This is a genomic window from Candidatus Amarolinea aalborgensis (assembly GCF_900491745.1).
Lineage (GTDB): Bacteria > Chloroflexota > Anaerolineae > SSC4 > Amarolineaceae > Amarolinea > Amarolinea aalborgensis.
Window position 1 is genome coordinate 41,337 of sequence record NZ_UETR01000004.1, and the last position, 21,412, is coordinate 62,748.

15 protein-coding genes are annotated in these 21,412 nt (G+C 64.3%); 5 read left to right on the top strand and 10 right to left on the bottom strand.

The window, feature by feature from the left end; all coding sequences use genetic code 11:
* The first annotated feature begins 8 nt into the window (after positions 1 to 8).
* From ACPQ6D_RS06720 to ACPQ6D_RS06740, 5 genes are read left to right on the top strand one after another with little or no spacing between them, the layout of a single operon-like run.
* The gene (locus ACPQ6D_RS06720; protein WP_423223538.1) at positions 9 to 1,451 is read left to right on the top strand and encodes a B12-binding domain-containing radical SAM protein; all 1,443 of its coding nucleotides are present in this window, start codon (positions 9 to 11) and stop codon (positions 1,449 to 1,451) included.
* A gap of 38 nt (positions 1,452 to 1,489) precedes the next feature.
* Positions 1,490 to 2,980, top strand: coding sequence for a B12-binding domain-containing radical SAM protein (locus ACPQ6D_RS06725; protein WP_423223539.1), 1,491 nt, complete (start codon positions 1,490 to 1,492; stop codon positions 2,978 to 2,980).
* Positions 2,981 to 2,998: 18 nt separating this feature from the next.
* On the top strand, positions 2,999 to 4,522 hold the full coding sequence (locus tag ACPQ6D_RS06730; protein WP_423223540.1) for a B12-binding domain-containing radical SAM protein: 1,524 nt from the start codon (positions 2,999 to 3,001) through the stop codon (positions 4,520 to 4,522).
* A 35-nt stretch (positions 4,523 to 4,557) separates the two neighbouring features.
* Positions 4,558 to 4,983 carry a hypothetical protein gene (locus ACPQ6D_RS06735; RefSeq protein WP_423223541.1) on the top strand — a complete coding sequence of 142 codons (426 nt, stop codon included), beginning with the start codon at positions 4,558 to 4,560 and terminating at the stop codon, positions 4,981 to 4,983.
* A 9-nt stretch (positions 4,984 to 4,992) separates the two neighbouring features.
* Positions 4,993 to 6,069, top strand: coding sequence for a radical SAM protein (locus ACPQ6D_RS06740; protein ID WP_423223542.1), 1,077 nt, complete (start codon positions 4,993 to 4,995; stop codon positions 6,067 to 6,069).
* A 7-nt stretch (positions 6,070 to 6,076) separates the two neighbouring features.
* Here ACPQ6D_RS06740 and ACPQ6D_RS06745 read toward each other — a convergent pair whose 3' ends face one another.
* The 10 genes from ACPQ6D_RS06745 to ACPQ6D_RS06790 form a co-directional block, all read right to left on the bottom strand.
* Positions 6,077 to 7,039, bottom strand: coding sequence for a glycoside hydrolase family 17 protein (locus tag ACPQ6D_RS06745; RefSeq protein ID WP_423223543.1), 963 nt, complete (start codon positions 7,037 to 7,039; stop codon positions 6,077 to 6,079).
* Positions 7,032 to 7,919, bottom strand: coding sequence for a glycoside hydrolase family 17 protein (locus ACPQ6D_RS06750; RefSeq protein WP_423223544.1), 888 nt, complete (start codon positions 7,917 to 7,919; stop codon positions 7,032 to 7,034). Before ACPQ6D_RS06750 ends, ACPQ6D_RS06745 begins: the two co-directional genes overlap by 8 nt.
* 321 nt (positions 7,920 to 8,240) lie before the next feature.
* Entirely contained in the window at positions 8,241 to 9,011 is a 771-nt protein-coding gene (locus tag ACPQ6D_RS06755) for a hypothetical protein (RefSeq protein ID WP_423223545.1), read from the bottom strand.
* A 45-nt stretch (positions 9,012 to 9,056) separates the two neighbouring features.
* Positions 9,057 to 10,736 (bottom strand): Ig-like domain-containing protein, encoded by a 1,680-nt coding sequence (locus ACPQ6D_RS06760; RefSeq protein ID WP_423223546.1) that lies wholly within the window; start codon positions 10,734 to 10,736, stop codon positions 9,057 to 9,059.
* A 103-nt stretch (positions 10,737 to 10,839) separates the two neighbouring features.
* Entirely contained in the window at positions 10,840 to 12,978 is a 2,139-nt protein-coding gene (locus ACPQ6D_RS06765) for a phage tail protein (RefSeq protein ID WP_423223547.1), read from the bottom strand.
* A 4-nt stretch (positions 12,979 to 12,982) separates the two neighbouring features.
* A complete protein-coding gene (locus tag ACPQ6D_RS06770) occupies positions 12,983 to 13,906 on the bottom strand; it encodes a hypothetical protein (RefSeq protein ID WP_423223548.1) in 924 nt (307 codons plus the stop codon).
* Positions 13,907 to 13,954: 48 nt separating this feature from the next.
* The gene (locus ACPQ6D_RS06775; protein ID WP_423223549.1) at positions 13,955 to 14,854 is read right to left on the bottom strand and encodes a hypothetical protein; all 900 of its coding nucleotides are present in this window, start codon (positions 14,852 to 14,854) and stop codon (positions 13,955 to 13,957) included.
* Positions 14,847 to 17,519 carry a baseplate J/gp47 family protein gene (locus ACPQ6D_RS06780; RefSeq protein WP_423223550.1) on the bottom strand — a complete coding sequence of 891 codons (2,673 nt, stop codon included), beginning with the start codon at positions 17,517 to 17,519 and terminating at the stop codon, positions 14,847 to 14,849. Before ACPQ6D_RS06780 ends, ACPQ6D_RS06775 begins: the two co-directional genes overlap by 8 nt.
* 3 nt (positions 17,520 to 17,522) lie before the next feature.
* The gene (locus ACPQ6D_RS06785; RefSeq protein ID WP_423223551.1) at positions 17,523 to 21,011 is read right to left on the bottom strand and encodes a putative baseplate assembly protein; all 3,489 of its coding nucleotides are present in this window, start codon (positions 21,009 to 21,011) and stop codon (positions 17,523 to 17,525) included.
* Positions 21,008 to 21,403 (bottom strand): GPW/gp25 family protein, encoded by a 396-nt coding sequence (locus ACPQ6D_RS06790; RefSeq protein ID WP_423223552.1) that lies wholly within the window; start codon positions 21,401 to 21,403, stop codon positions 21,008 to 21,010. The genes ACPQ6D_RS06785 and ACPQ6D_RS06790 overlap by 4 nt, the downstream gene beginning before the upstream one ends.
* Between the last annotated feature and the right edge of the window lie 9 nt (positions 21,404 to 21,412).

Here is a 21,412-nt window from a genome sequence, read left to right on the forward strand (position 1 = left end):
GAATTTCTGTGAAAACGACGCTCATTTATCCCGGTATCGCGGGTCGCGGTTTCAACTGCTTGAGCCAGGGAATGGACGCTGGCTGGGTCTCGCACGGCCTGTCTTCGATTAGCGCCAGCGCCAGGGCCGAAGGTTTCGATATTGATCTGATTGACCTGCGCGCGCTGCAAAGTTGGGATCATTTCCGTGAGGAATTCCAGAAGCGCAGCCCGGACGTCGTCGGCATCACGATGATGTCGGTGGACTACAACCCGGTCAAGCGCTGTCTGAGCATCATCAAGGAAATCAACCCGGACTGCGTCACCATCCTGGGCGGCGCGCACGTCACGCTGGCGTTGGAAGATTCGCTGCGCATCCCCAACGTGGACTATCTGATCACCAACGAAGGCGAAATCACCTTCCCGCGGCTGCTGCGCCAGATTGAGCAAGGCGCGCGGCCAGAGCAGAAGGTGCTGCGCGGCGAAACCCCCGACCTGGATCGCATCCCCTTTGCGGATCGCGACCTGTTCCTGGGTGAATGGCGCAAATGGGGCTATTCTCTGAACAGCCCCGAGGTGCCTTTTGTCAAAGAGCTGCCTGGCCCCTTCCTGACGATCATCGCCGGTCGCGGCTGCGCCTACCGCTGCTCCTTCTGCAAGCCAGGCGAGGACTACATCTTTGGCAAGCGTGTGCGCCGCCGCAGCGTGGACAATGTGATCCAGGAACTGCGCGAGCTGCGCGACGCCTACAATTTCCAGAGCTTCATGTTCCATGATGATTGTCTGACCGAAGACCGCGCGTGGGTGACCGAGTTCTGCGCAAAGTACCGCGCCGAAGGCTTCACGCAGTCGTTCTTCTGTCAGAGCCGCGCCGACATCATCACGCGCCATCCCGACATGGTCAAGATGATGCGCGATGCTGGTCTCAAGGGCTATTTCATCGGCTTCGAAAGCGGCAATCAGCGCATTCTGAACTTCTTGCGCAAGGGCACCACGGTGGATCGCAACCTGGAGGCGTCCAAGGTCTGCCGTGAGTACGGGTTGGTCATTTGGGCCAATTACATGATGGGCATCCCGACCGAAACCAAGGAAGAGGTCATGGATACCGTCAAGATGATTCGCGAGGTGGACCCGGACTATTTCAGCCCGTCGTTCTTCACGCCGCACCCCGGCACCGATCTTTACGATTACTGCGTGGAGCACGATCTGAGCCTGGTGGCCGACTATGACTCCTACCGGCGCAATCCAACCGAGCCGAAGATCAAGGGCCAGGATTACGAATTCCTGAAGTGGGCGCGTGACTTCAGTCAGAAGCGCACCTTCAAGAACCAGGCGCGGCGCACCTACCGTGCGTTTGTCGAGAAATATACGGACCCGCAGAAGTACGCCAACCGAGCGCGCCGGCTGCTGGGTCTGGCGCGCGACGAGCAGACGGCTATGCGCCCGTTATCGGCGAAGTCGCACGCCAGTTAAACAGAGAGGAACCGTGCGCGGTTCAAGATGAGGTAATCATGCGAGTTTTACTGGCAAGTCCAGAATCGAGAGTCTGGAATTCGCGCCAGCACATCCATAACGGCTTGGGCTATCTGGCCGGTGCACTGCGCCATGCGGGCTATAATGTCAGCCTGTACGACGCGTCCATCGAAACCGAGCCGCTGGCCGAGGTGTTGCAACGAGAACGATATGATGTGGTGGGCATTTCCAGCCCCACGCCCCTGATTCGCGAGGCCTGGCAAGCCGCGGCGACGGCGAAATCCACCGGCGCTGTGACCATCCTGGGCGGCCCGCACCTGACGCTCAAGCCTGATGAGTCCATGGAACATGACGAAGTAGACCTGGTGCTGCGCGGTGAAGGCGAAGATGCGATGATCGAGATCATGCAGATGCTCGATCTGGATCCTGGCCTGCAGGCGGCGCCGACCGCGCCCCGTCGTTTCAGCCACAAGGGCTGGTCCGAGATTCTCGGCCTGTCCTATCGCAACGGCGACGTGCGTCACAACCCGCCGCGACCCCTGCGCCCGGACCTGGACAACATCCCTTACCCGGCGCACGACATGTTCAAGATTGACCGCTACACCAATCTCAATCCGCTGACCGACGGCTTGATTCCTGGTTCGCGCAGCTACACCATCGTCACCAGCCGCGGCTGCCCGTTCAAGTGCACCTTCTGCTCCAAGCCGATTACCGGCGACACCTGGCGCAACCGCTCGGTGGACAATGTGCTGGGCGAATGGCGCTGGTTGGTGCGTGACCTGCACGCGACCGAAATTGGGATCACCGATGACATCTGGAACCGCGACCTGAAGCGCGCCAAAGAGCTGTGCCGGCGTCTGATTGCTGAGAACCTCAACCGCGTGCCGTGGGTTACGGTGCACGGCATGAAGGTCAACTACGGCGATGCCGAGCTGTTCCAGCTCATGAAGGCCGCCGGCGCCAAGCGCGTGGGCTTTGGCGTGGAGTCAGGCAACCAAGGCGTGCTCAACAACATCATCAAGAAGGGCCAGACGCTCGATATGGTGCGCGACGCGTTCAAGAACGCTAAAGCGGCCGGTTTGCAGACGATGGGCTTCTTCATCCTGGGCATGCCGGGCGAGACGATGGAAACGATGGAAGACACAGTCAAGTTTGCTCTGGAACTCGACCCTGACCTGGCAAACTTCATGATTGCCGCGCCCTATCCCGGCACGCGCCTGTGGGACATGCTGGAAGAGATGGGCGCTGAGATCTTCAGCCACGACTGGCACGACCTGGCGATTCAAGACAACAAGGCGCATTTCCAGTACGGCGGACTCAAGGCCGAAGAAGTCGAAGAAAAGTGGCATGACGCCTATCGCCGCTTCTACATGCGGCCCAACCGCCTGGTCAGGCGCTTGACCAAATGGGACACCTGGCGCAATGCACCCGAACGCCTGCGCGACGCCAAGCGCTTTTTCTTGGGGAACCTGAGCGCGGCGCCGAAGACTCCCGCCTGGAGCGGCTCGGCCGCGCGGCGCTTGGGTTAAGCGAGGAGGTACGTAACGATGCGTGTACTACTGATCAACCCGCCCTTCCAACGCTTGAAGAAGGTTTCGAGCATCTACTTTCCCTTGAGCTGCGGCTATCTGGCCGGTGTGCTCGAACAGGCCGGCCACGAGGTGCGTATTTACAACGCCGAGGTGCCGGCGCGCAACGAGGATATTGGTCACGAGACCTACGATAACCTGCTGCACGGCCATCAACTGTGGTTGGATGCGCTGCGCCCGGAAGTAGGCGAGGGCAACCACCCGGTGTGGAGCGAATTCATGCAGACCCTGCGTGAATTCAACCCGGACATGATTGGCTTCACAGTCAAAAGCCCCAAGTGGCCGTCGGCCATCAAGGCCGCGGAGATGTGGAAGCGCGAGCGGCCCGACACTGTGGTGGTCATGGGCGGCCCGCACATCACCGTGCTGCCCGAAGAAGTCATGGAGTATCCCGCGGTGGATTTCTGCGTGCGCGAGGAGGGCGAGTACACGCTGCTGGACCTGGTGGCGGCCCTGGAAGGCAAGGGCAAGCCGTTCGCGGCCATTGACGGTCTGTCATGGCGTCAGGCGGATGGCGCGGCCGTGCACAACGTAGCGCGGGGCAAGATTCCCAACCTGGACGTTCTGCCGTTCCCGGCCAAACACCTGTCGCTCTATCTCGATCGCTATGATCCGGCGCACCTGGGCGTCATGGTGACGCTGCGCGGCTGCCCGTTCTACTGCGGGTTCTGCGAGCAGCATAAGACCTGGGGCCGCGCGGTGCGTTTCCACTCCGTGGATTACACCGTGCGCGAGATCAAGCACATCATCCAAACCTTCGGCACGCGCGAGATTTCTTTCTGGGACGACAGCTTCACGGTCAACCGCAAGCGTACGATTGACCTGTGCCAACGGCTGCTGGCCGAAAAGCTCAACATCTCCTGGAGCTGCACCACGCGCGTCGACCTGTTGGACGAAGAGCAGGTGATGTGGATGAAGAAATCGGGCTGCAGCGGCGTGGATATCGGCGTCGAGACCGGCAGCGCGCGCATGATGAAGCTGATTGACAAGGCTACGACGCCGGAACGCGTCGTGGAAGCCAGCCAGTTGATGACCAAGTACAAGCTGAACTGGTCGGCTTTCTTCATGATGGGCTTCCCCGAAGAAACCGAGGAAGACATCGAGGCCACCAAGCGCTTCATGCAGGAAATCAAGCCCAATCACATCATCATGTCCATCTTCACGCCCTACCCAGGCACGCCGCAGCATGAGGTGGCGAAGCGGCTCAATCTGCTGCCAGCCAAGATTGACTGGAGTCGGTTCAGCCATCAAAGCCCAGAGAACCACTTCGTGCAGAACATCTCGCGCGAACGCTTTAGCGAAATTGTGACTGACATGATGGCGTTTGTGGATGACATCAACAACGGCTGGCAGCTCAAGGTTCAGCGCGTGTTGAACGATTGGCGCTTTTGGGCGCGCCATCCCCTGCTGCTGACGCAAAAGGCGCTGCACTCCATTCGCGGCCGCGGCCTCGGCCTGGGCACCATCCGACCGTTGGGATAGTGGGATATTGCACGGCGCTGCAAGATGCGGAGGAAATGATGAGCGTGCAGACAGTTACACTGAATGTGCCGGATACGGTGTATCAGCAGATCAGGCGCGCCGCAGAAAAAATGCATCGCCCCGTCAATGATGTGTTGGTGGAGGCGGTTATTGCCGCAGCGCCTGTTGCCAGCAATTCGCCATCAGACCTAAAGTCGGCATTGGCGCAGATGGCTTTTCTCAATGATGCGGCCTTGTGGCAGGCTGCGCGCGCCACGATGACGCCAACGCAGCGCACACGCCTTGAAGCATTGCACGAAAAGCAGCAGCGTGAAGGATTGAGCGCGGCCGAACGAATCGAAGACCAGGCCCTACTTTCGCTATACCGGGAAACGGTTCTATTGCGCGCGCAAGCCGCCATGTTGCTCAAGCAGCGCGGATACGACATTTCTGATACGACGCAATTCTCGCCCATAGAATGAGCACTTCCCATGATTAGTCTTATTCCCAAATTGCCGGCCTACTGGGCCTTTCGGCGCTTTGGCTGGCCGCGCATGTACCCCTTCAGCGTGGTGGTCAGCGTCAGCTACAAGTGCAATTCCAAGTGCCGCACGTGCGATGTCTGGCGCAAGCCCAACGACGACATGAGCGTGGCTGAGTGGCGCCGGGTCTTTCACAACCTGGGGCGCACGCCGTTTTACATGACCTTCACCGGCGGGGAGCCATTCCTGCGACCTGACCTGGATGAGCTGGTGATTGCGGGCTACGAAGAATGCCGCCCGGAAGTGATCACCATTCCCACGAACGGCCTGCTCAGCGAGCGCGTGGTCGAGCGCGTGGAGCGCATCTGCGCGGCGTGCCCTGACGCGCAGATTGGCATCAACCTCAGCCTGGACGGCCTGGGCGATGTGCATGACGACATCCGCGGGGTCAACGGCAACTGGGAGCGTTCGATGCGCACGTGGGCGTTGCTCAAGGCTCTGCAGCCGCGTTACAAGAACCTGGTGCTCACGATTCACACCGTGATCTCGCGCTTCAACATTCACCTGTTCGAGGAAACCTACGTCGGTTTGCAGAAGCTGGAACCAGACTCTTACATCACCGAAGTGGCTGAGGAGCGCGTCGAGTTGGATACGGTTGGTTGGGGCATCACCCCACTGGCCGAGCAGTACGCGCCGATCGCCGATTTTCTCAGCGCGCAAGCGCGGCAGAAGCCGGTCAAGGGTATTGCGCGCTTCACGCAGGCCTTCCGCGCGCAGTACTACCAGTTGGCGAAGCGCACCTTGCAGGAACGCACGCAGGTGATTGACTGCTACGCCGGCTGGGCCAGCGCGCACATCGCGCCCAACGGCGACATCTGGAGCTGCTGCATCCGCGCAGAGCCGGTGGGCAATCTGCGCCAGACCGGTTATGACCTGGCGCCGATCTGGTTCGGGGCGCCGATGGCTAAGCTGCGGCAGAGCATTGCCAACAAAGAATGCTCATGCCCCATGGCCAACGCCAACTACGCCAACATGCTCCTGCACCCGCCGACGCTGGCCAAAGTCGCGTTGGATATGGTGCGGTAGGGCGAGCTCAATCTGCGCCGGGCGCGTGGCGCTGCATGACCAATTTCGGTGTGCGATCCACATAGAAAAGCCCCCAGTGTTTTTCAGGCTCCTGCGGATCGGATGATCCCTTCCACGGCTCATCAAACGCTTCGAAAACGAAGGTCAGGATCTTTTCTGCCGTTGTCCATGCCATCAGTTGCTCGTAGTACTCGGCCTGGAACGCTTCGGACGCGTTCGCTGGATCAATGCCTCGGCCATTGGAAGCGGTCGTCCAGCCGGCTTCGCTGATCACGATCGGCTTATCAGGAAAGTGACGTGCAACCGAGTCATAGTTCTGCTTGGTGTACGCTAGGGCGTCGTCAATCGTGCGGTATTCCCAGACCGGGTAGGTGTGAACCGAGAGGAAATCGAGTTCAGCGACCAACGGTTGCAGTTTCTGGACCCAGGGAACATAGTTTTCGCAAAACGTCACTGGCTGTGAGACCGCGCTCTTGATGCGGCGAGTATAGGCAACCAGGCTGTCAACCGAGACCATGTGATCTGTCCATTCCACACTGGCTTCATTGCCTACAGACACCGCAAATACAATGTCACGGTAGGCATTGGCCAATGCCATGAGTCGCTCAACCTGCTTACGGTTCAATTGCCGATTGGCCGAGAGCGTTTCGTCACTGAACTCGGCCCCCCATGGGCAGTTTGGATTGCTCATTTCGGCGGCTAGATCCACCCCTAGCATCACCCGCAGAGGCAAACCCTCGTCACGGATCACCTTGAGCGTGGTTTCAGCGTGTTGGCTGCAATCGTACAGCCTGATGAAAGACCAGAAGTCGGCCAGCATCAGGAGATCTTCTCGAATCTCTGCCTCGCTTGGGAAGATTCCCCGGCGAGGATCCTGGCCCTCACGGTATCCAGAGTAGCAGATGGCCCGGCCGGGGTTTTGTCTGATGACCTGTGCGATAATTCGCCGTTTGTCGAACGCGCTAGACATACTTCAACAATCCATCCTTGTCCCAAAGCCCCCAGTACGCGCCCACGTCTCCTTCATCCGCTGTTTTCCACGGCTCGTCGAATGCAGAGAAGTAGATAATGTCAACTCCTTCTTCCTCGACCCACTGGTAAGTGTTGATGAAATAACGAATGGCGTTTTCGAATGAAGGCGCCGCCGCACGCACAGGCGTGCCGAGATTAGGCCAACCGGTCTCGCTGATAATCACCTTTTTACCCTTGCCGGCATTGACAGCCCGGCGGTACATTTCCTTCATGTACACCAGCGCATGTTCGGCCGGATAGCCCTCCCAAAACGGGTAGCAATTGGCGAAAATCACATCGCACGCCGCGCTCACTTGCGGGTGATCAACAAACTTGAAGTAGGCGTCCACATACCCGACGGGGACGCCCGGCGCGCCTTGCCTGGCGCGATCAATGTAGTCAATTAGCTCGGACTCCGGCATTTCATCGCGCAGCAGCACCTCGTTACCGATCGCCAACAGGTCTGCATAGCCAGCTCTGGCGACCTCGATGGCTTGATTGAGTTCAAGCTCGTTTTTGGCGCGGTCCTCGCCCAACCAGGCGCCGACGATGGTCTTTAGCCCATACTCAGCGGCAATGCGAGGGATCAACTCGTTTCCCTCTGTACAGGAGAATGTCCGCACCCACTTCACGTAGGGCTGCACGATGCCGAGGCGCTCACGGATCTGGGTTTCCGTGATCAAGGTACCCGGGCCTTGACCTGCGATGTAGGGACTGAAGGCAATCCCATGGATTTTCCGCTCCAAGAGGATACGCGCAATGGCTTTCAAATCATTGATGGAAAGACCGGCGATATCAATGCCTGCTAACGATTTATATTCATAATATTTTCTCAACATCTTTCCCTTCCTCTTAAGCACTAGGGCCGTCATTGTAATCGCTGGTCACTCGCTTGTCAACGTTGGCGAACGCGAATCTAGCGACGCGGGTGTTTGACTCACGCCTCTCTGTGTCACATCTTCTTGATCTGGGTTTGTTGCAGCAACTTGGTGTGATGCCGGCTGCGGGCCGATAGCCAAAACCAAAATCGCCAAGCCGCGTGCTACCGCGGATGATTGAGAACAGCCACATCTAGCGCACCCGACTTGTGGATTGCGCGATAGGGCTATTCTCAAGTCCTCCACGGCGGCGATTGGCATGGCCCGCCGGTCGGCGCGCGGCTAAGGCGTCTGCATGAAATAGAAATCAGCGTGACTGGCTACGTAGCGCCGGTGCGTCAGGTTGTCCACGCTGCTCACCCCAAGCGTGCCGTCCGCCTGCAGTTGCACGTCAGCCAGGATGACCCAGGGATCGCTCGGCGGCGGCAGCCAGGGCCGCGGATCGTCCTGCGTGGCGCCGGCCACGCCGCCCGCGCCGATGGCGCTGTGCGTCTGCTCATAGACCGGCGGCGCCGCAGTTCCTGCGTAGCTGGCCGGCAGCTGGGTCAGAATTTTGATGGCAAAGCTCTCACGCAGCCGGCTGTACTCGCAAGCCAGGTCGTTGCCTCCGCAGCCAGCACTCGCCACCTGCACCGGCCGCGTCTGGCATTCACCGTAGCGCACCGCCACGTACAACGGCAGCTCCGGCCGGCGGTTGACGCGCACCGTGCTGCACCACGGATCTGCAGCCTCAGTCGAACTGACGGCATAACCGTCGAGCCCTTCCGTGCGAATGTCGAACTGCAGCGGGCGGTCAATCACGATCTCATCCCCTTGAGGCCCCAGCAGATAGCCGGGCGTGATGCTGAGCTGCCAGTCGTCCACCCGACTGACCCAGGCGCCCCGTACGACACCCCAGCCGTGCAGCAAACGATTATGGCGGCGCTGCCGCTCATAAACATAATCCACCGCCAGCGTCAGGTCGGCCGGCATGACCATCTGATAGGCAAAAAAGCGCGGTTTTTCCAAACCTGCCGCACTCGGAAACGGACGATCAACGTAGTCAATTGGCATTTGAATCTCTCCACTCAGTTGGGGGTTGTTTGGCGCAACTTGGCGTTAGCCTGGCATGACCTCGAAATAGCTGTGCCACTGGCCGCCGGCCTGCCCATCGCCGGCGCGCGCTGTGCGCACAAAGCTGTCGGCCAATCCAGCCCATACCTGATTAACCAACGGACTCATGTCATCTTCCACCAGCGCCCACACGGCGTCCAACAGGTCGGCGGTGAGCTGCGTGCCCTGGTAATCGGCGTCCAGGGCCAGGCCGGCCGTATCCAGCAGGACGTCATTCTCCGCGCGTAACTGCACCAGGAAGCGCCAGGGAAGCTCATTCTGCTGCAAATCGAGCACGTCGTTCAGGGTGAAGCTCTCTGTCACCCCAGAACTGCGCATTACGGCCAGGACTGGTTGCCCGGCAGGCGCCACCTGCACGCGGTGAATCAAGACGTCTTCCGGGCCGCGCACCTGGACCTGCCAGACCCGCAGCCAATCATCCACCTGCGCCAGGCTGGCTGCGGCGATCTCCCGGCTGAACGCGATCTCCAGCCGCGGCGCACCGATCCAGTTGCTCCGCCACACCGTCGCCGTCGCCAGCGTCAGCCCGTTGGGCGGCCACAGCGTCTGCACAACCGGCAACTCAGGGGCGGGCGCGGCGGCCGCTGCCATACCCGTTGCATGGAAATAGACCACGGCCGGCCAGCCCTGGCTCAGGCTGGCGCGCACCACGTTCGCACCCACATTCGGCCCCAGCAGCCACAGCGGCAGCGCGGCCATGCCATCGGCGTCGGTTGTCACCTCAACGTGATCGGCCACCGCGGCCGGGTTCGTGGAGTCAAGCCCCACTGCGCCGTCGCCCGATACTACCTGGAAAGTGACTGCCAGCCCAGCCACGGGCGTGGTGTGCTGCAATACTTGCACCGTTAGAGGCGCGGGCGTCGCGGCGCTGACCGCTGCGGTCTGATTATCGCCGGCCTGGACCACGAGCGACGGTGTGGCCGCCAGACAGACGAGCAAGTCGAAGAGCTGCGGATTGCTGAAGACCAACGGTCGCACATTCACGTTGATCAAGTCGCTGGTGATGGGTTGACCGGCTGCGGGCAGTTGGATGTGGGCCAGAACCACGCAGGGAGTTGGCGATGGATCCGCGCAGGGCTGACTCACGCGCGCGACCAGCCGCTCGTAGAAAGCCGGTTGCCCCAGGTCGGCGAAAGCGCCTGGCATGTCGCAGCCCGGCGTGATGGCCGCCGGCGCGCCACTGGTCACGACCAGGGCGTAGCGCTCCCGGATCACGCTCGGCTCTGACGCGCGCTCGCCATCGCAGCCACCGCCTACCAGGACGGGCACCGGCTCGGCTTCGCACTCGTAGTACGCCAGGCACAGCGTGACATCGCCCTCTCCATCAATGCGCGCGCCGGTCGGTTGGCCATAGGCATCGGTCAACTGGCGCGGGTCAATGCCCGGCGACGGCGCGGGCACGAAGATCGCGCGGCCCGCCTCATCCACGGCTGCGCCCGGTCCTACCCCCACGCGCGTGCCGTCAGTGGACGGCGCTACTGCCAGGCCACAGATCACCCCCTGGCCGAGGGTGAGCCGATCGTGGGCCCAGCGTGCGCGCACGTGGTAGACCTGCTCGAGGTTGAAATGGAAGACATCCATCAACTTACCATAGAAGTAGCGGTTACGTGTCGGTGTCGTCAGCCCAACCGGCGCCAGGCTGCTGCCGTACGACTGATCACTCATCGGTTTGATCTCCTTTCGTCGAGCCTGTCGGCTCGGTATCCTTTGCTTCCACGTATGCCATCACACCGGCGTCCGGCGCGCTTGTTCCCCAATTACCCGAAACTCATCCCATCCCGGCCCGTCGGCCTACTTGAGCATCCTGGCCGATGGCGCCGCCCGGCTGACCGCGCCGGGCATCGGGCAAAATCGTGTCCACGCCCAGGGGCTGCCCTTGCGCCAGGGTGAGGGCCGGCGGCGGCCCGGCCAGGATGGTATCCACCCCCAACGTGGCCTGCAGGCCCACACGCAGCGCCGGCTCGATCAGAGACAACCGGCAGCGCAGATGAGCCGGGGCCTCCCGCTCCAACAGCGCCTGCAGCCGACTGACCACGGCCGGGTTCGGCAGCTCAGCCGCGTACAGTTGCACCGTCAGATCGAGGATACGCGTCCCGAAAAGAGGCGCGCTGTCCTGCCCCGCTGCCAGCAGCACTGTTTGATCTAGTACGGCCGTGGCGCCGAGGGTGGCGCCCTGGGGATATGCAGGTGAGAGTTGCGTATCCACACCCAGGGTTGACGCGCCCTGCAGCCGCCAGGCCCCAGCCCGCAGCGCCCCCTCGTGCACGTACGCTGGGGCGCCGGCCGCTAATGATACCAGGCGCCGCAGCCCTGCCGTCGTGCCCCGCCGGCCGTATAGCTCAAACGCCTCAGCCACGATCAGCCGGCGCCGGGCTTCATCCCAGGTGTCGTCGAGATCGAGGGCCAGCCAGCCGGCGAGCCAGGCCAGCCAGGGGGCCTGGGACTCGTCCGGCGCGGCCCACGGGTCAATCAGGCGGGGAAGGTCGTCAATCGTTTGTCCTGTGTCTGCCAGCAGGCTCTGGAAAAGGGCCAACAAGCGCGTGAGAAAATCCCGACTGCCCGCATCCTGTTGGTAGATGGCGGGCAAATAGCGCAGCCAGCCCTCTGCATCGAAGGTAACCCGCACCTGGTGCAGCACCGGTGAAGCGTGATTGTCACCCTGCATCTCCCCATAGAGCCACAAGGCCGGGGCCGGCTGACTGGAAATCCACAGGTCATCCGCGTCGAGCGGCGCAGCATCCCAACCGGTCGGCGGGAGCGGCGGCAGCATCACCGGGTCGCCGCTGAACGTCCACAGCCGCACATGACAGCCTGCGGCCAGCGGGTCGAGGTCTAGGGTCAGACGCTGCCAGGCGACCGGCCGATCACTCACGATGAGGGGCCCGGCCAGGAAGGCGCCGTCTTCGACGAAAGCCTGACCCGGCAGCAGGACGTCACGCACGCGACCCACGCCAGGGTCAATCCACAGGCGACCGTGCGGATCGAGACTGAGGCCGGCCAGTGGGCCCGTATAATCAGCGACGACGCCCAGGAGACGCCCCTGACCATCGAAGGTCAGCAGGCGTCCGCCGCCTGACCCGGCCGCCAGAGCGACATACAAAGTTTCGCCGCTGAATATGATGCCCACGGGCTGTCCATCTGCCAGCGCCTGCCAGCGCTGGGCGGCGACGTCATCCGGGCTGCCGTCATCTAGTGCGTAGAAACGCAGGTTTCCGTCGCGCTCGATGAGCAGAAGTCGCTCTTGCCCGTCAATGAGCGCCGCCGCCACGGCCGCCGGATCCACCCCGGTCAACGTGAAGGCCAGGTCGGCTCGCCCATCCGCGTCCAGCTTCTGCACGCGCTGATTGCCAGCCTCCGCGACGTAGATGGCCCCGGCCGCGTCAACCGCCACGCCGACCGGCGCCGCGAAGCGTCCGACGGCGTCGCTGGGCTGGGGCTCGGCGTACGGATCGGGCTGGCCCCACAGTGCGCGCAATTGCCGCGTGGCCAGGTCAATCACCTGGATGCGGTGGTTGCCCGTATCCGCCACGTAGAGCGCCTGTCGTGGACCGACGATCAGACCTTGCGGCTGGCGAAACTGGCCCGGTAGGCTGCCTGGACTGCCGAACCAGGGCAAGAGCGCGGCATCCTTGGCTGCGCCGGGATCGGCGCATACGTCCCAGCGCAGCACCCGCGCGCCGGCCGGATCAACCAGGTACAAGCTGCCGGCCGCATCCATGCCGAGACTGGCCGGGCCGGCGATGGCTGCAGCCAGGGCCTGCGCGGTTGGCGGCGGGTTCATCACCACGGCGGTGCGCGCCAGGCTCAGCGCGCCGTCGTCGCGAATCACCAGCCCTGGCCGGGCCGTCACGTTGATCGTCGGCCAGCGGTTTTCCAGGTTCAGATAGCGAAATCCCGGATCGCTCATGCGGCTATCCCTCCACGCCCATCCACGCCACGCACCACGCTCCATCCTTGCGAATCCACCTCACGACCTGCTCAGGGTCTTGGTCCAGGATCCCAGACATGTTCAGAATGGCATGGCCCCCGGTGCGCAAATCGCGCGGCAGTAACACCTGCAGCAAGAATCCGCTCGCCGATGGCTCGCTCACCTGCCCGTAACCGTCCCAGGCCAGATCGGCGGACTGCATGCGGTTGCCGATGATATGCGCCATGAAGCGCGGCGTCGCGCTGAAACCGGCGCGCGCGGTGTCGACGCGAGTCTGCACGCCCAGAACCACACCCGACTCCTGCCACACCTTCCAGGGGGTGGCGCCCGGCAGGGTCTGGCCGGAGGCGATCAACGGCTGCGGCGCGGGCGCAGCATAGCGCCGCTCCTTGTCTGCGGCCGCCGTCGCCAGGCGGCAGTTTTGAACCTGGATGCTGGCGAGGACGATGTCCTGCCCTGGTCGAAACCGGCTGTCGGCCGCCGGATCGTCGGGCCGCACCCAGCGCAGATCGGGGCGCTCGTCCAGGCGCACCGTGCCGGCGGCGTCGCAGGGACCACGGCGCTGCGTGGCGGGCAGGCTGTCATCGTCAGCGTACGCAGCCACCAGAAAGTAGGAGAGCGGCCCAGCCGCCGCCGGGATGGGCACGTCGAGACGATCGGTGAGCACCAGGTCGCGCCCCAGGCAGTCAAGGGCATAACCGGGCTGCACCGTCACCAGGCGCGCGCCCTTTTCGCCCAACACCTCCAACCCAAACGCAATCCCCCAATTGTGCAGGCTGCGGTTATGCCACCAGCGGAGCTCCCGGTTGAAGTCGAAGAGGGTGTTCAGATCGGCCGCAGCCAGGAGCTGCCCCTCAAAGAACAACGCACGTTGTAGGGCGGAAGTCCCGCCGGAATCGTTCATCATCTCGTCTCCTCATCATCATGCAGCCGCATGGCCGCGCCGATCGGCATCTCAGGCGCAGCCGGCTAAGGGTTCCACGCCCAGCCAATCAATCACCAACGGCAGGACTTGGACAGCCTCACTCACAAGCCCCTGTATATCCCCCAACGCGCCGTATCGAATCTCCAGCGTAAAATGATCACGCGCCGGCGCGGTGATGTTCAAGAACGGCCCGGCGATGGACGCCAGCAGGCGCCAGCGCAGACGACCCTGACGCGCGGCCGCCATGAACGGATTCTCGACCAACGCAGCCAGGTAGAACGGCGTCCGGCTGAAGCCGCCGTCCGCCGTGTTGACCGTCACGCTGCAGCCCAATGGATTGTTGTCCACGACGGCCACCTGCCTCTGTACGCGGCCGCCGGCCAGGTGTGGTCGCACCTGACGCGTCGCGGTGCGGCGCAGCGATAAATCCAGGCCGCCCAGGCGGCCTTCGGCTTCGATCCGCACACGCGCCAGGGGTATGTCCAGGCCCAGGCGAACCTCAGCCGCCAGCGGAGGCGGCGCTTCTCCCTGGTTAGGCCCGGCGAAGCACCAGCGCCAACTCGCGCTGTCCAGCCCTGAGCGTCCCACGCGCGTGCGGCCCAAGCCAGGGATCGGCGCGTGATAGCGAACCACCAGGTCAAACCACCAGGGTGGGTCGCCCTGCGTCGGCGTCGGCGGCAGCGGTAACATCCCCCCCTGGCTCGCCATGACCAGAGAACGACCGTAGACATCGTATGCCAGGCCTGCAGCCAGAAAGAGATCACCGAAGGTCTCCTGCACCTCCAGCCCAAACGCGACGCCCCACGTGTCGTGCAAGCCGCGCACATGCAGGGCCTGATGGCGCAGCTCTGAGGCCAGGGCCGCGCTCAAGTCCTGCGCGCCGAGCGGCTGCGGCTCAACAAAACGGACGCGGGCAAGCCCATTATCCATAGATACCTGCCTCTTCCACGGTGATCGTGTGCGCGCCGGGGATGACCAGGGTTGTGGGGCCAACGCAGAGATTGCTGCACGAGTCTGCGCCGCCAGCGACGCGCAGATCCAGGGATAGGACATGATCAACGCCCTCTACCTGGTCAATGACCTGTAGGACCTCCGCGCGATAAACGTCGCGGCCAAACGGCCAGCCGCGCCCAGTCGGCCCGCCGGTGAGCGGATCCAAGAAGGCGTCCAGGGCCGTACGGATCGCGGCGACCACCGCGGCACGCGCCGCGCCCCGGCGAGCACGCACGCTGGCGGTGACCGTCACCGGCAGGTAGTCCGGGCCGACCACCACCAGGCGCGTGCCCATGACGCGCCGCTGAAACAAGTACTGGCGGACGGCGGCCAGCAAGCCTGGACTGGGCAGAGGCTGCCCACGCGGCAGTTCTGGCACAATGATGATAGTGATGGTGCTGGCTGCGGTGAGACCTGGATAGGCCGGGTCGAGGTTGGCCCAGGCGCGTGCGCGCGCCACCCGCGTCCCCGGCACGCTCAGCGCCAGCCGTTCATAGTCCAACAGCGTCACGGCGCGAGGCGGCGCCGCCAGGGCCAGCACCGCGGCCCGGTCGAGCTGGTCCAGGGTGGGCGACCCGGAGACCGCGCTTAGCTCCACGAGACGCTCGTGGGCAGACACAAGCGCAGCGGCTCGCCCCATGGCCGGCTCCAACGCTTCGGCATCCGCGCCGTCCAGGGCCGGCAGCGGGTTGGTCATTGTGAGCGCAGCCTCCACCGTCGCAGGATCACGGTCCAGGAGCACCTGGTGATAAGCCCGGAAGTCGCGATGGAGCTGCCAGCGGCTGCCCGCGGCCTGGTTACTGGCTGCGCCAATCCGCACGTCGGCTCCACCCGCGCCATCGGTCACTTCGGCCACGGCCAACAGCGCGACGTCAGATGCAAAGACGCGGCCGTGCTCGCCATCGCCGCTCGTGATCGTGCCGGCCGCGGCATCGAGCCTCACATGGGCATCGGTGCGGCGTGACGCGTCCAGGTCTGGCAATGGCTGCCAGCGCTCGACGCCGGATGCGGCCAGGCTCCAGACCTGAATGGCTCCATCGGCGACTCCGGCGGCCGGTAACGCAACCGTCTGCTGGGGCACACCCGTGCCACGGTCCGTCCAGGCCGCGCCAGCCGCCAGCGTCACCAGCCGGCCGGGCGTGGTTGTCGTCGCCGGCTGATAATCTAAAACCAGGATGTCGGGCGTGATGCGATCTTCAACAAAGGCTAACCGGGTCAGCGGGGCATCGGCAGGCTCAGCCGCCAACCGGCCAAGCCGTCCGGGCACCGGAACCTGCGCCGCGGGCGGCCGCGTGCCTGGGGCGATTGCACGCGCCACCGGCAAGGTGATGGGGATCGTCGTCAGCCAGCCGGGCGCAGTGGTCGTGGCGGCGAGGTAGTCTACCACGAGGGTATCTGGTGCTATGTGATCGGTGTCGAAAACCAGGTCGGTCAGCGCGCCTTGAGCCGGCTGCACCTGCAGGCGACCCATCTCTCCGAGGATCGGCGCGTGCGCGGCGGCCGGCTGCGTACCGGGCGCGATCTCGCGGCGCACCGGCACGGGTATCGGCCGCACTTGCACAGCCGGCGCCGCGTTCAGCCACAGTCCACGTAAGACCGGCGCGGCATCGGGCATCCCGCGCAGCAGGCGGCAGCGCAGGTAGTGCAGGGCGCGCGGCCGCGTGCCCACCACCGTCGCCATCGTCGTCGCCGGCAGAGTCAGGCCGACGCGGCCGCTCAACGTCAACCCGCGTGTCGCATCGTCAAGCTGATCGGATGCGAGGGACTGCCAGGCTTCGCCATCGAAATACTCCCAGGCCACAGTCTGGTCATGGTGGTGGATCGGCGAAAGAGCGCTGCCATCGGGGGCGCGTTCGTCTACCTCGCCCGCAGCGGGTGAGGCGTCTTGGCCGACGAGAAGCTGCGGATTGGCGCACGCGGCCTGTTGCGGGCGTTGGGGACGGCAGGTCTCCGCGTGGGCGGCGGCCGCCGCCTCCAGGCGGGCACGCTCATTTCTGTCACTGGTCGGGCCATCCACGGCCAACCAGAGCGATAAGGGGACGCCCGCGGGCAACGGTTCGTCGAAGCCCAGGTAGAGGGCTGGGCCGGCGTCCGGCTGCTCCGTGCGCAGCGGCTGCGGGTCAATGCCCCACGGCAGGATGGCACGGCCTTCGCGCCAGGGCCGGCTGAGATCCGCAAAGCGCCGGCCATCGAAAGCCAACACCGTGTCAAGGAGTGTCGTTGTCACCGCCACACGCGCCTGGCTGCGGAAAGGCTGGCCGGCGACCGCTCCCTCGGTTGCTTCAAAAAAGAGGCCGGCCGGGAGGATCACGGTCCCCGCGTTGGGTCGAGGCGTCAGCATCAGCACGGTATGGGCCGGTCGGGGTGGCTGCGGCGCCTGACCGGCCAGGGCCAGAAACTTGCGATAAGCGGGCGCGGGCACACGGTTGGCCCGGTAGATTTCCTGCTCCACCAGCCAGGCCAGCAGCTCGAACAAGGTCATGCCGGGATCGTGCGCATTATGATCAGTCCAGGTTGGCGCGTAGCGTGGCACGAGGGATCGCCCCTCCGCCACGAGATCAGCCCAACGCCGGGTATCGAGATTAGGCAAGGGAAGCGGCATGGGCTATTCCTCCTGTCCGGCGAGATGCACGCGCAGCGTCCCCGCCACGACGATACGGTCTGCGGGAATCTCAAGCACCTCGCCACGCGGGGTGCCGTCCCGCAGCAGGTTGAGCGTGGGGACATAATCCACGCCAGGCACCCTTTCCAGCAAGGCCGCGATGTCCGACAGGTACACGGCTCGGCCAAAAGGCCAACCGCGACCATTGGGGCCACCGCGCAGGGGATGCAGGAAGGCCTGCAGCGCGGCCAGCACGGCCGTCAGCACCGGGCCAGGCTCGGCCGCCGGCAGAGGCGCCAGCACCGCTTCCACGCCGACCGGAAAATAACTCGGCCCCGTAACCTGGATCTGCCCAGCCAGGGTGGCCGGTCGTCGGGCGGCGACGAACGCGTGCACCTGCCGTCGCAGTTCAAACGACGGCTGCGGTTGCGCGTCTTGACTGTGGGGCATCACGACCAGCGTGATCCAGCCCGGCGCCGGTGTGCCGCCCGGGCCAATGCCCGGCAGCGCCCGCACCATCGCCACGGCCGGCGACGCGTTGCGGGCCAGGTCCTCGTAGTCCTCGCGGGTGAGGGCCTGCCAGCGGTGGCGCACCACCTGTGGTCCGCGATCGAGTACAGCCGCGATGATCTCCCCGTCGGCGCCGCCCTGCGCGGCGCGCGGGTTATGCACGCCTTGCACAGGCACGCCGGCCAGGAGTTGATTGACAGCTCCCGCCGGCACGTTGCCAATCAAACCACCCCCCGCCTGGTAACTGCGGGCCAGGATGGCATCGGGGCCTGGGGGCGCCACGCGCCCGCGGTGATTGTCTCCCATCAGCAGGCGGCCGCGGCTGCGCTCCAGGGTGTAATGACGATCGCCTGGGCCAGAGAAGAAGAGATTCGGCTGCTCCTGCCAACGCACCCAGACCTCGCTCACCTGGCCGGTGCGGCGGTCCACCACGGTGCGAATGGCGTCATCACCTAGCCCCTGGCGCAGCAGCTCTTCCTGCAGCAAGGGCAGTTCGATGGCCGCGCGCGGCCCGGTCAATTCCCGCACCTCCACGACCTGACCAGGCAGCACGGGCGTCGTGCGGAAGAAGAAGACCTGACCCGGCTCACCGGCGCTGGAGCCTAACACCTCATTTTCATAGGTTTGGGTCTGACTGGCCCACACGGCATTCAGGTAGATACCCCGCACCTGGCTCGGCAGCGGTTCTCCGTCGTCTTGCAGGCGGCCGCGCAGCCAGGTGCGCGGGGCGCCGAAACGCGGCAGGCGCGCCTGACTGACCGTCGCCCGTTGATAAGCCTGGGCCAGCGGCGTCTTGAGGACCAGCGTGGACCCACGCACGGCTGCGACCGTCGCCACTTCCTCTTTGTCGTCCTGGGTGATGGCTACCTGGTCGCCCGGTGCGAAGCGCGCCGCGGCCAGCGCGTCGGTCACCTGGATCGCCGCACCCTGGGCCTGAACCACATCCGCGGGCGCGCCGGGGCTGGCTGCGAAAGGCGCTGACGGCCACACCATGCTGATCATGCCAGGCAGCGCCAATCCCTGGGTCTCGTCAGTGACGCTCAGGCGGTTCCAACGGCTGCCGTCCCAGGTCTCCCACACCAGTCGTGGTCCGGTTGGCCGCGCGGGGTCTTCGACGATATCCAGGTAGAGGCTGACCAGGTCGGCCGGCAGGGGCTTGTCAAAGCCGAGGTAAAGGGCTGGCGTCAGGTCGGTCGTCGGCGTAAAGGGATCAAAGGCAGCGCCGCGGAAACGCACGGCGTCGCTGCGATCCTGCCAGGCAAAATCGTTATGAGTCAGGCAGGCCTGGGGAGCAGTCAGGGGCGAGCGGTAGACGTAGCCCAGGCGTAAGTTGGCCAGCGCCGGGCCGGCCGGCTCCTGGATGGTTACATTGTTACCGAAGTTGCGCTCGCGGTAGAAGCGCCCAGCTTTGATCACCAGGCGCATCCAAAGCCCCAGTTCCCCGTTGACCGTTGTCGGCGCCAGGTCCTCCGGCACCGTGCGCGGGGCGGTCAAAAAGGCCAGCGTGTCCGCCTGCAGCGCCGTGATGGTCGCGGTCTCGCGCGTCACCCAGTCGCGACCATTCCAGTATTGCCAGGCAAAAGTCAAATCCTTCGACATGCTCCAAGAATTGCCCGTGGAAGAAACCAGGTCAATCCACCACCGCAGCTCGGCGCCCGGCTTGCTGAAGGCCTCCTGGCAGGCGACGTAGAAGGCGCTGCCGGCCTGGGCCTGCGGGCCGAAGGGATAGAAGGTGCTGCCCACATCCAGCTTGACTCCATCGGCGAAGGCTGCTTCGAGGCGGGCGCCGGGCGCGACGACCAGGTTGTACTCGAGCGGAGTCATCCCGATCGGGAGGGGGTCACGCGCCAAGGGGAAGGGGAAGCCCAGCGCGACCTCCACGGTCTGGTTAGGCGGTACGTGGAGAGGCCCGTACGCGCCGGTGGCCCGGGTATGCCCGCTGTCGCTCTCAGGATGGTTGAAATCGCCGCCAATCGTAAAGACCGTCGCATCAACGGGCTGGCCATCCTCAGCGGTCACCGTCCCGCGCACACCAGTCTTGCCATTGGGATCCGGCGGTAGAATGGCGGGATCCAGGGTGCGCACCGCACGCGTCCAGAGGTCTTTCTGCTGCACTGTGCGCAAGCTAAGGCGGCCGATCTGGGGTAATACAAGGCCTGGGCCGCGCAGCAGAGGCTGGCTCACGCGGGCGCGAATCCAGTAGCTTTCGATGCCGTTGACGACGCGGCGGGCGCTCGTCGCACAGTCGGCGACCAGGCGCACGACCCCACTGCGCGTGAGGCCGGCCGTGCCATCGAAGCTCTGGCCCGCCTGGTCCATCGCCTGGAAGGCGCCGAAGCCGCGCCACACCTGTCCATCCCAGTATTCCCAAGCCAGGTTCAACGCCGTAGAGGCTGTCCCGGCCAGCTCGATGGAAAGCTCGACCGTGGCCCGGCCGCTCAGCGCCAGGTGCACATCGTGCGCCAGGTACAGCTCGTGAGGCAGCGGCTGCAAGGGGCTGAAGAGAGTCGTCGGCTGCGCAGCCAGCAGGCCCGCGCTGTGATCGGCATAGCCGTCGCGACCCGGCCACACGGTGACGATCTCGGCCAGGCGTGCGGCCGCCAGCGCGATGGCGCGCTCAGTCTCGAAGATCAGCGGGTCGCTCTGGCCGGGCGCTTGCGCGCCGACGCGCGTACGGGTCGGGACGCGGGCATCGCCCAGGCGCGCCACGGGCTGAAAGACGACCGGGGCGCGTGCCGCCTGCGCCGGCAGCAGCGACAATCCCAACATGTCCAGAAAAGCCAGCTCGAGTTTCGTCGGCGCCTGGTTCACGCGCTCGGCCAGAGCGCGCAGGTGATGCGCAAACGCCTGGAGCAAGGCCTGGCCTGACCCACGGTCGGCCGGCGTCCACTCCGGCGTGTACGCAGGCCGCCGCACGAGCAGGTCGTGCACCAGCGCCTCGATTGTGCGCGCGTCCAGCCCAGGTGTCCCGTTGCTGTTCACGACTGCTTTCCTTCCAGTAAGTAGAATGGATAGACCAGGTTAAAAAACGTATTCGTAGCTCGCACCCGATAATGAATGTCAAGCAGCAGGCGGCCCAGGCTGCGCTCGTCCGCCATGGTGATCTCGACGCTGTCAATGCGTGGTTCCCATAACAACAACGCCTCTTCCACCCGGTGTTTGACCAGGGCCTTGGTCGCCGTATTGATCGGTTCAAAGACCAGGGCTTTGAGGCCGGCCCCGAAGTCCGGCCGCATGACCCGTTCACCCGGACTCGTGCCCAGGATGACGAGAATCGCCTGGCGAATGTCTTCCTCACGACTGACCAGCGCGATCTCGCCCTGCTTGTCAATCCGGATGGGGAAGCTCCAGCCGCTGCCTAAGAAATCAGCCACCTGTCATAC

Excerpts from the sequence above, each read along its gene's own strand:
- ACPQ6D_RS06745 (WP_423223543.1), bottom strand. The coding sequence starts at position 7,039 with ATGTCTAGCGCGTTCGACAAACGGCGAATTATCGCACAGGTCATCAGA.
- ACPQ6D_RS06760 (WP_423223546.1), bottom strand. The coding sequence starts at position 10,736 with ATGAGTGATCAGTCGTACGGCAGCAGCCTGGCGCCGGTTGGGCTGACG.
- ACPQ6D_RS06735 (WP_423223541.1), top strand. The coding sequence starts at position 4,558 with ATGATGAGCGTGCAGACAGTTACACTGAATGTGCCGGATACGGTGTAT.
- ACPQ6D_RS06775 (WP_423223549.1), bottom strand. The coding sequence starts at position 14,854 with ATGGATAATGGGCTTGCCCGCGTCCGTTTTGTTGAGCCGCAGCCGCTC.
- ACPQ6D_RS06725 (WP_423223539.1), top strand. The coding sequence starts at position 1,490 with ATGCGAGTTTTACTGGCAAGTCCAGAATCGAGAGTCTGGAATTCGCGC.
- ACPQ6D_RS06780 (WP_423223550.1), bottom strand. The coding sequence starts at position 17,519 with ATGCCGCTTCCCTTGCCTAATCTCGATACCCGGCGTTGGGCTGATCTC.
- ACPQ6D_RS06765 (WP_423223547.1), bottom strand. The coding sequence starts at position 12,978 with ATGAGCGATCCGGGATTTCGCTATCTGAACCTGGAAAACCGCTGGCCG.
- ACPQ6D_RS06750 (WP_423223544.1), bottom strand. The coding sequence starts at position 7,919 with ATGTTGAGAAAATATTATGAATATAAATCGTTAGCAGGCATTGATATC.
- ACPQ6D_RS06730 (WP_423223540.1), top strand. The coding sequence starts at position 2,999 with ATGCGTGTACTACTGATCAACCCGCCCTTCCAACGCTTGAAGAAGGTT.
- ACPQ6D_RS06755 (WP_423223545.1), bottom strand. The coding sequence starts at position 9,011 with ATGCCAATTGACTACGTTGATCGTCCGTTTCCGAGTGCGGCAGGTTTG.
- ACPQ6D_RS06740 (WP_423223542.1), top strand. The coding sequence starts at position 4,993 with ATGATTAGTCTTATTCCCAAATTGCCGGCCTACTGGGCCTTTCGGCGC.
- ACPQ6D_RS06770 (WP_423223548.1), bottom strand. The coding sequence starts at position 13,906 with ATGATGAACGATTCCGGCGGGACTTCCGCCCTACAACGTGCGTTGTTC.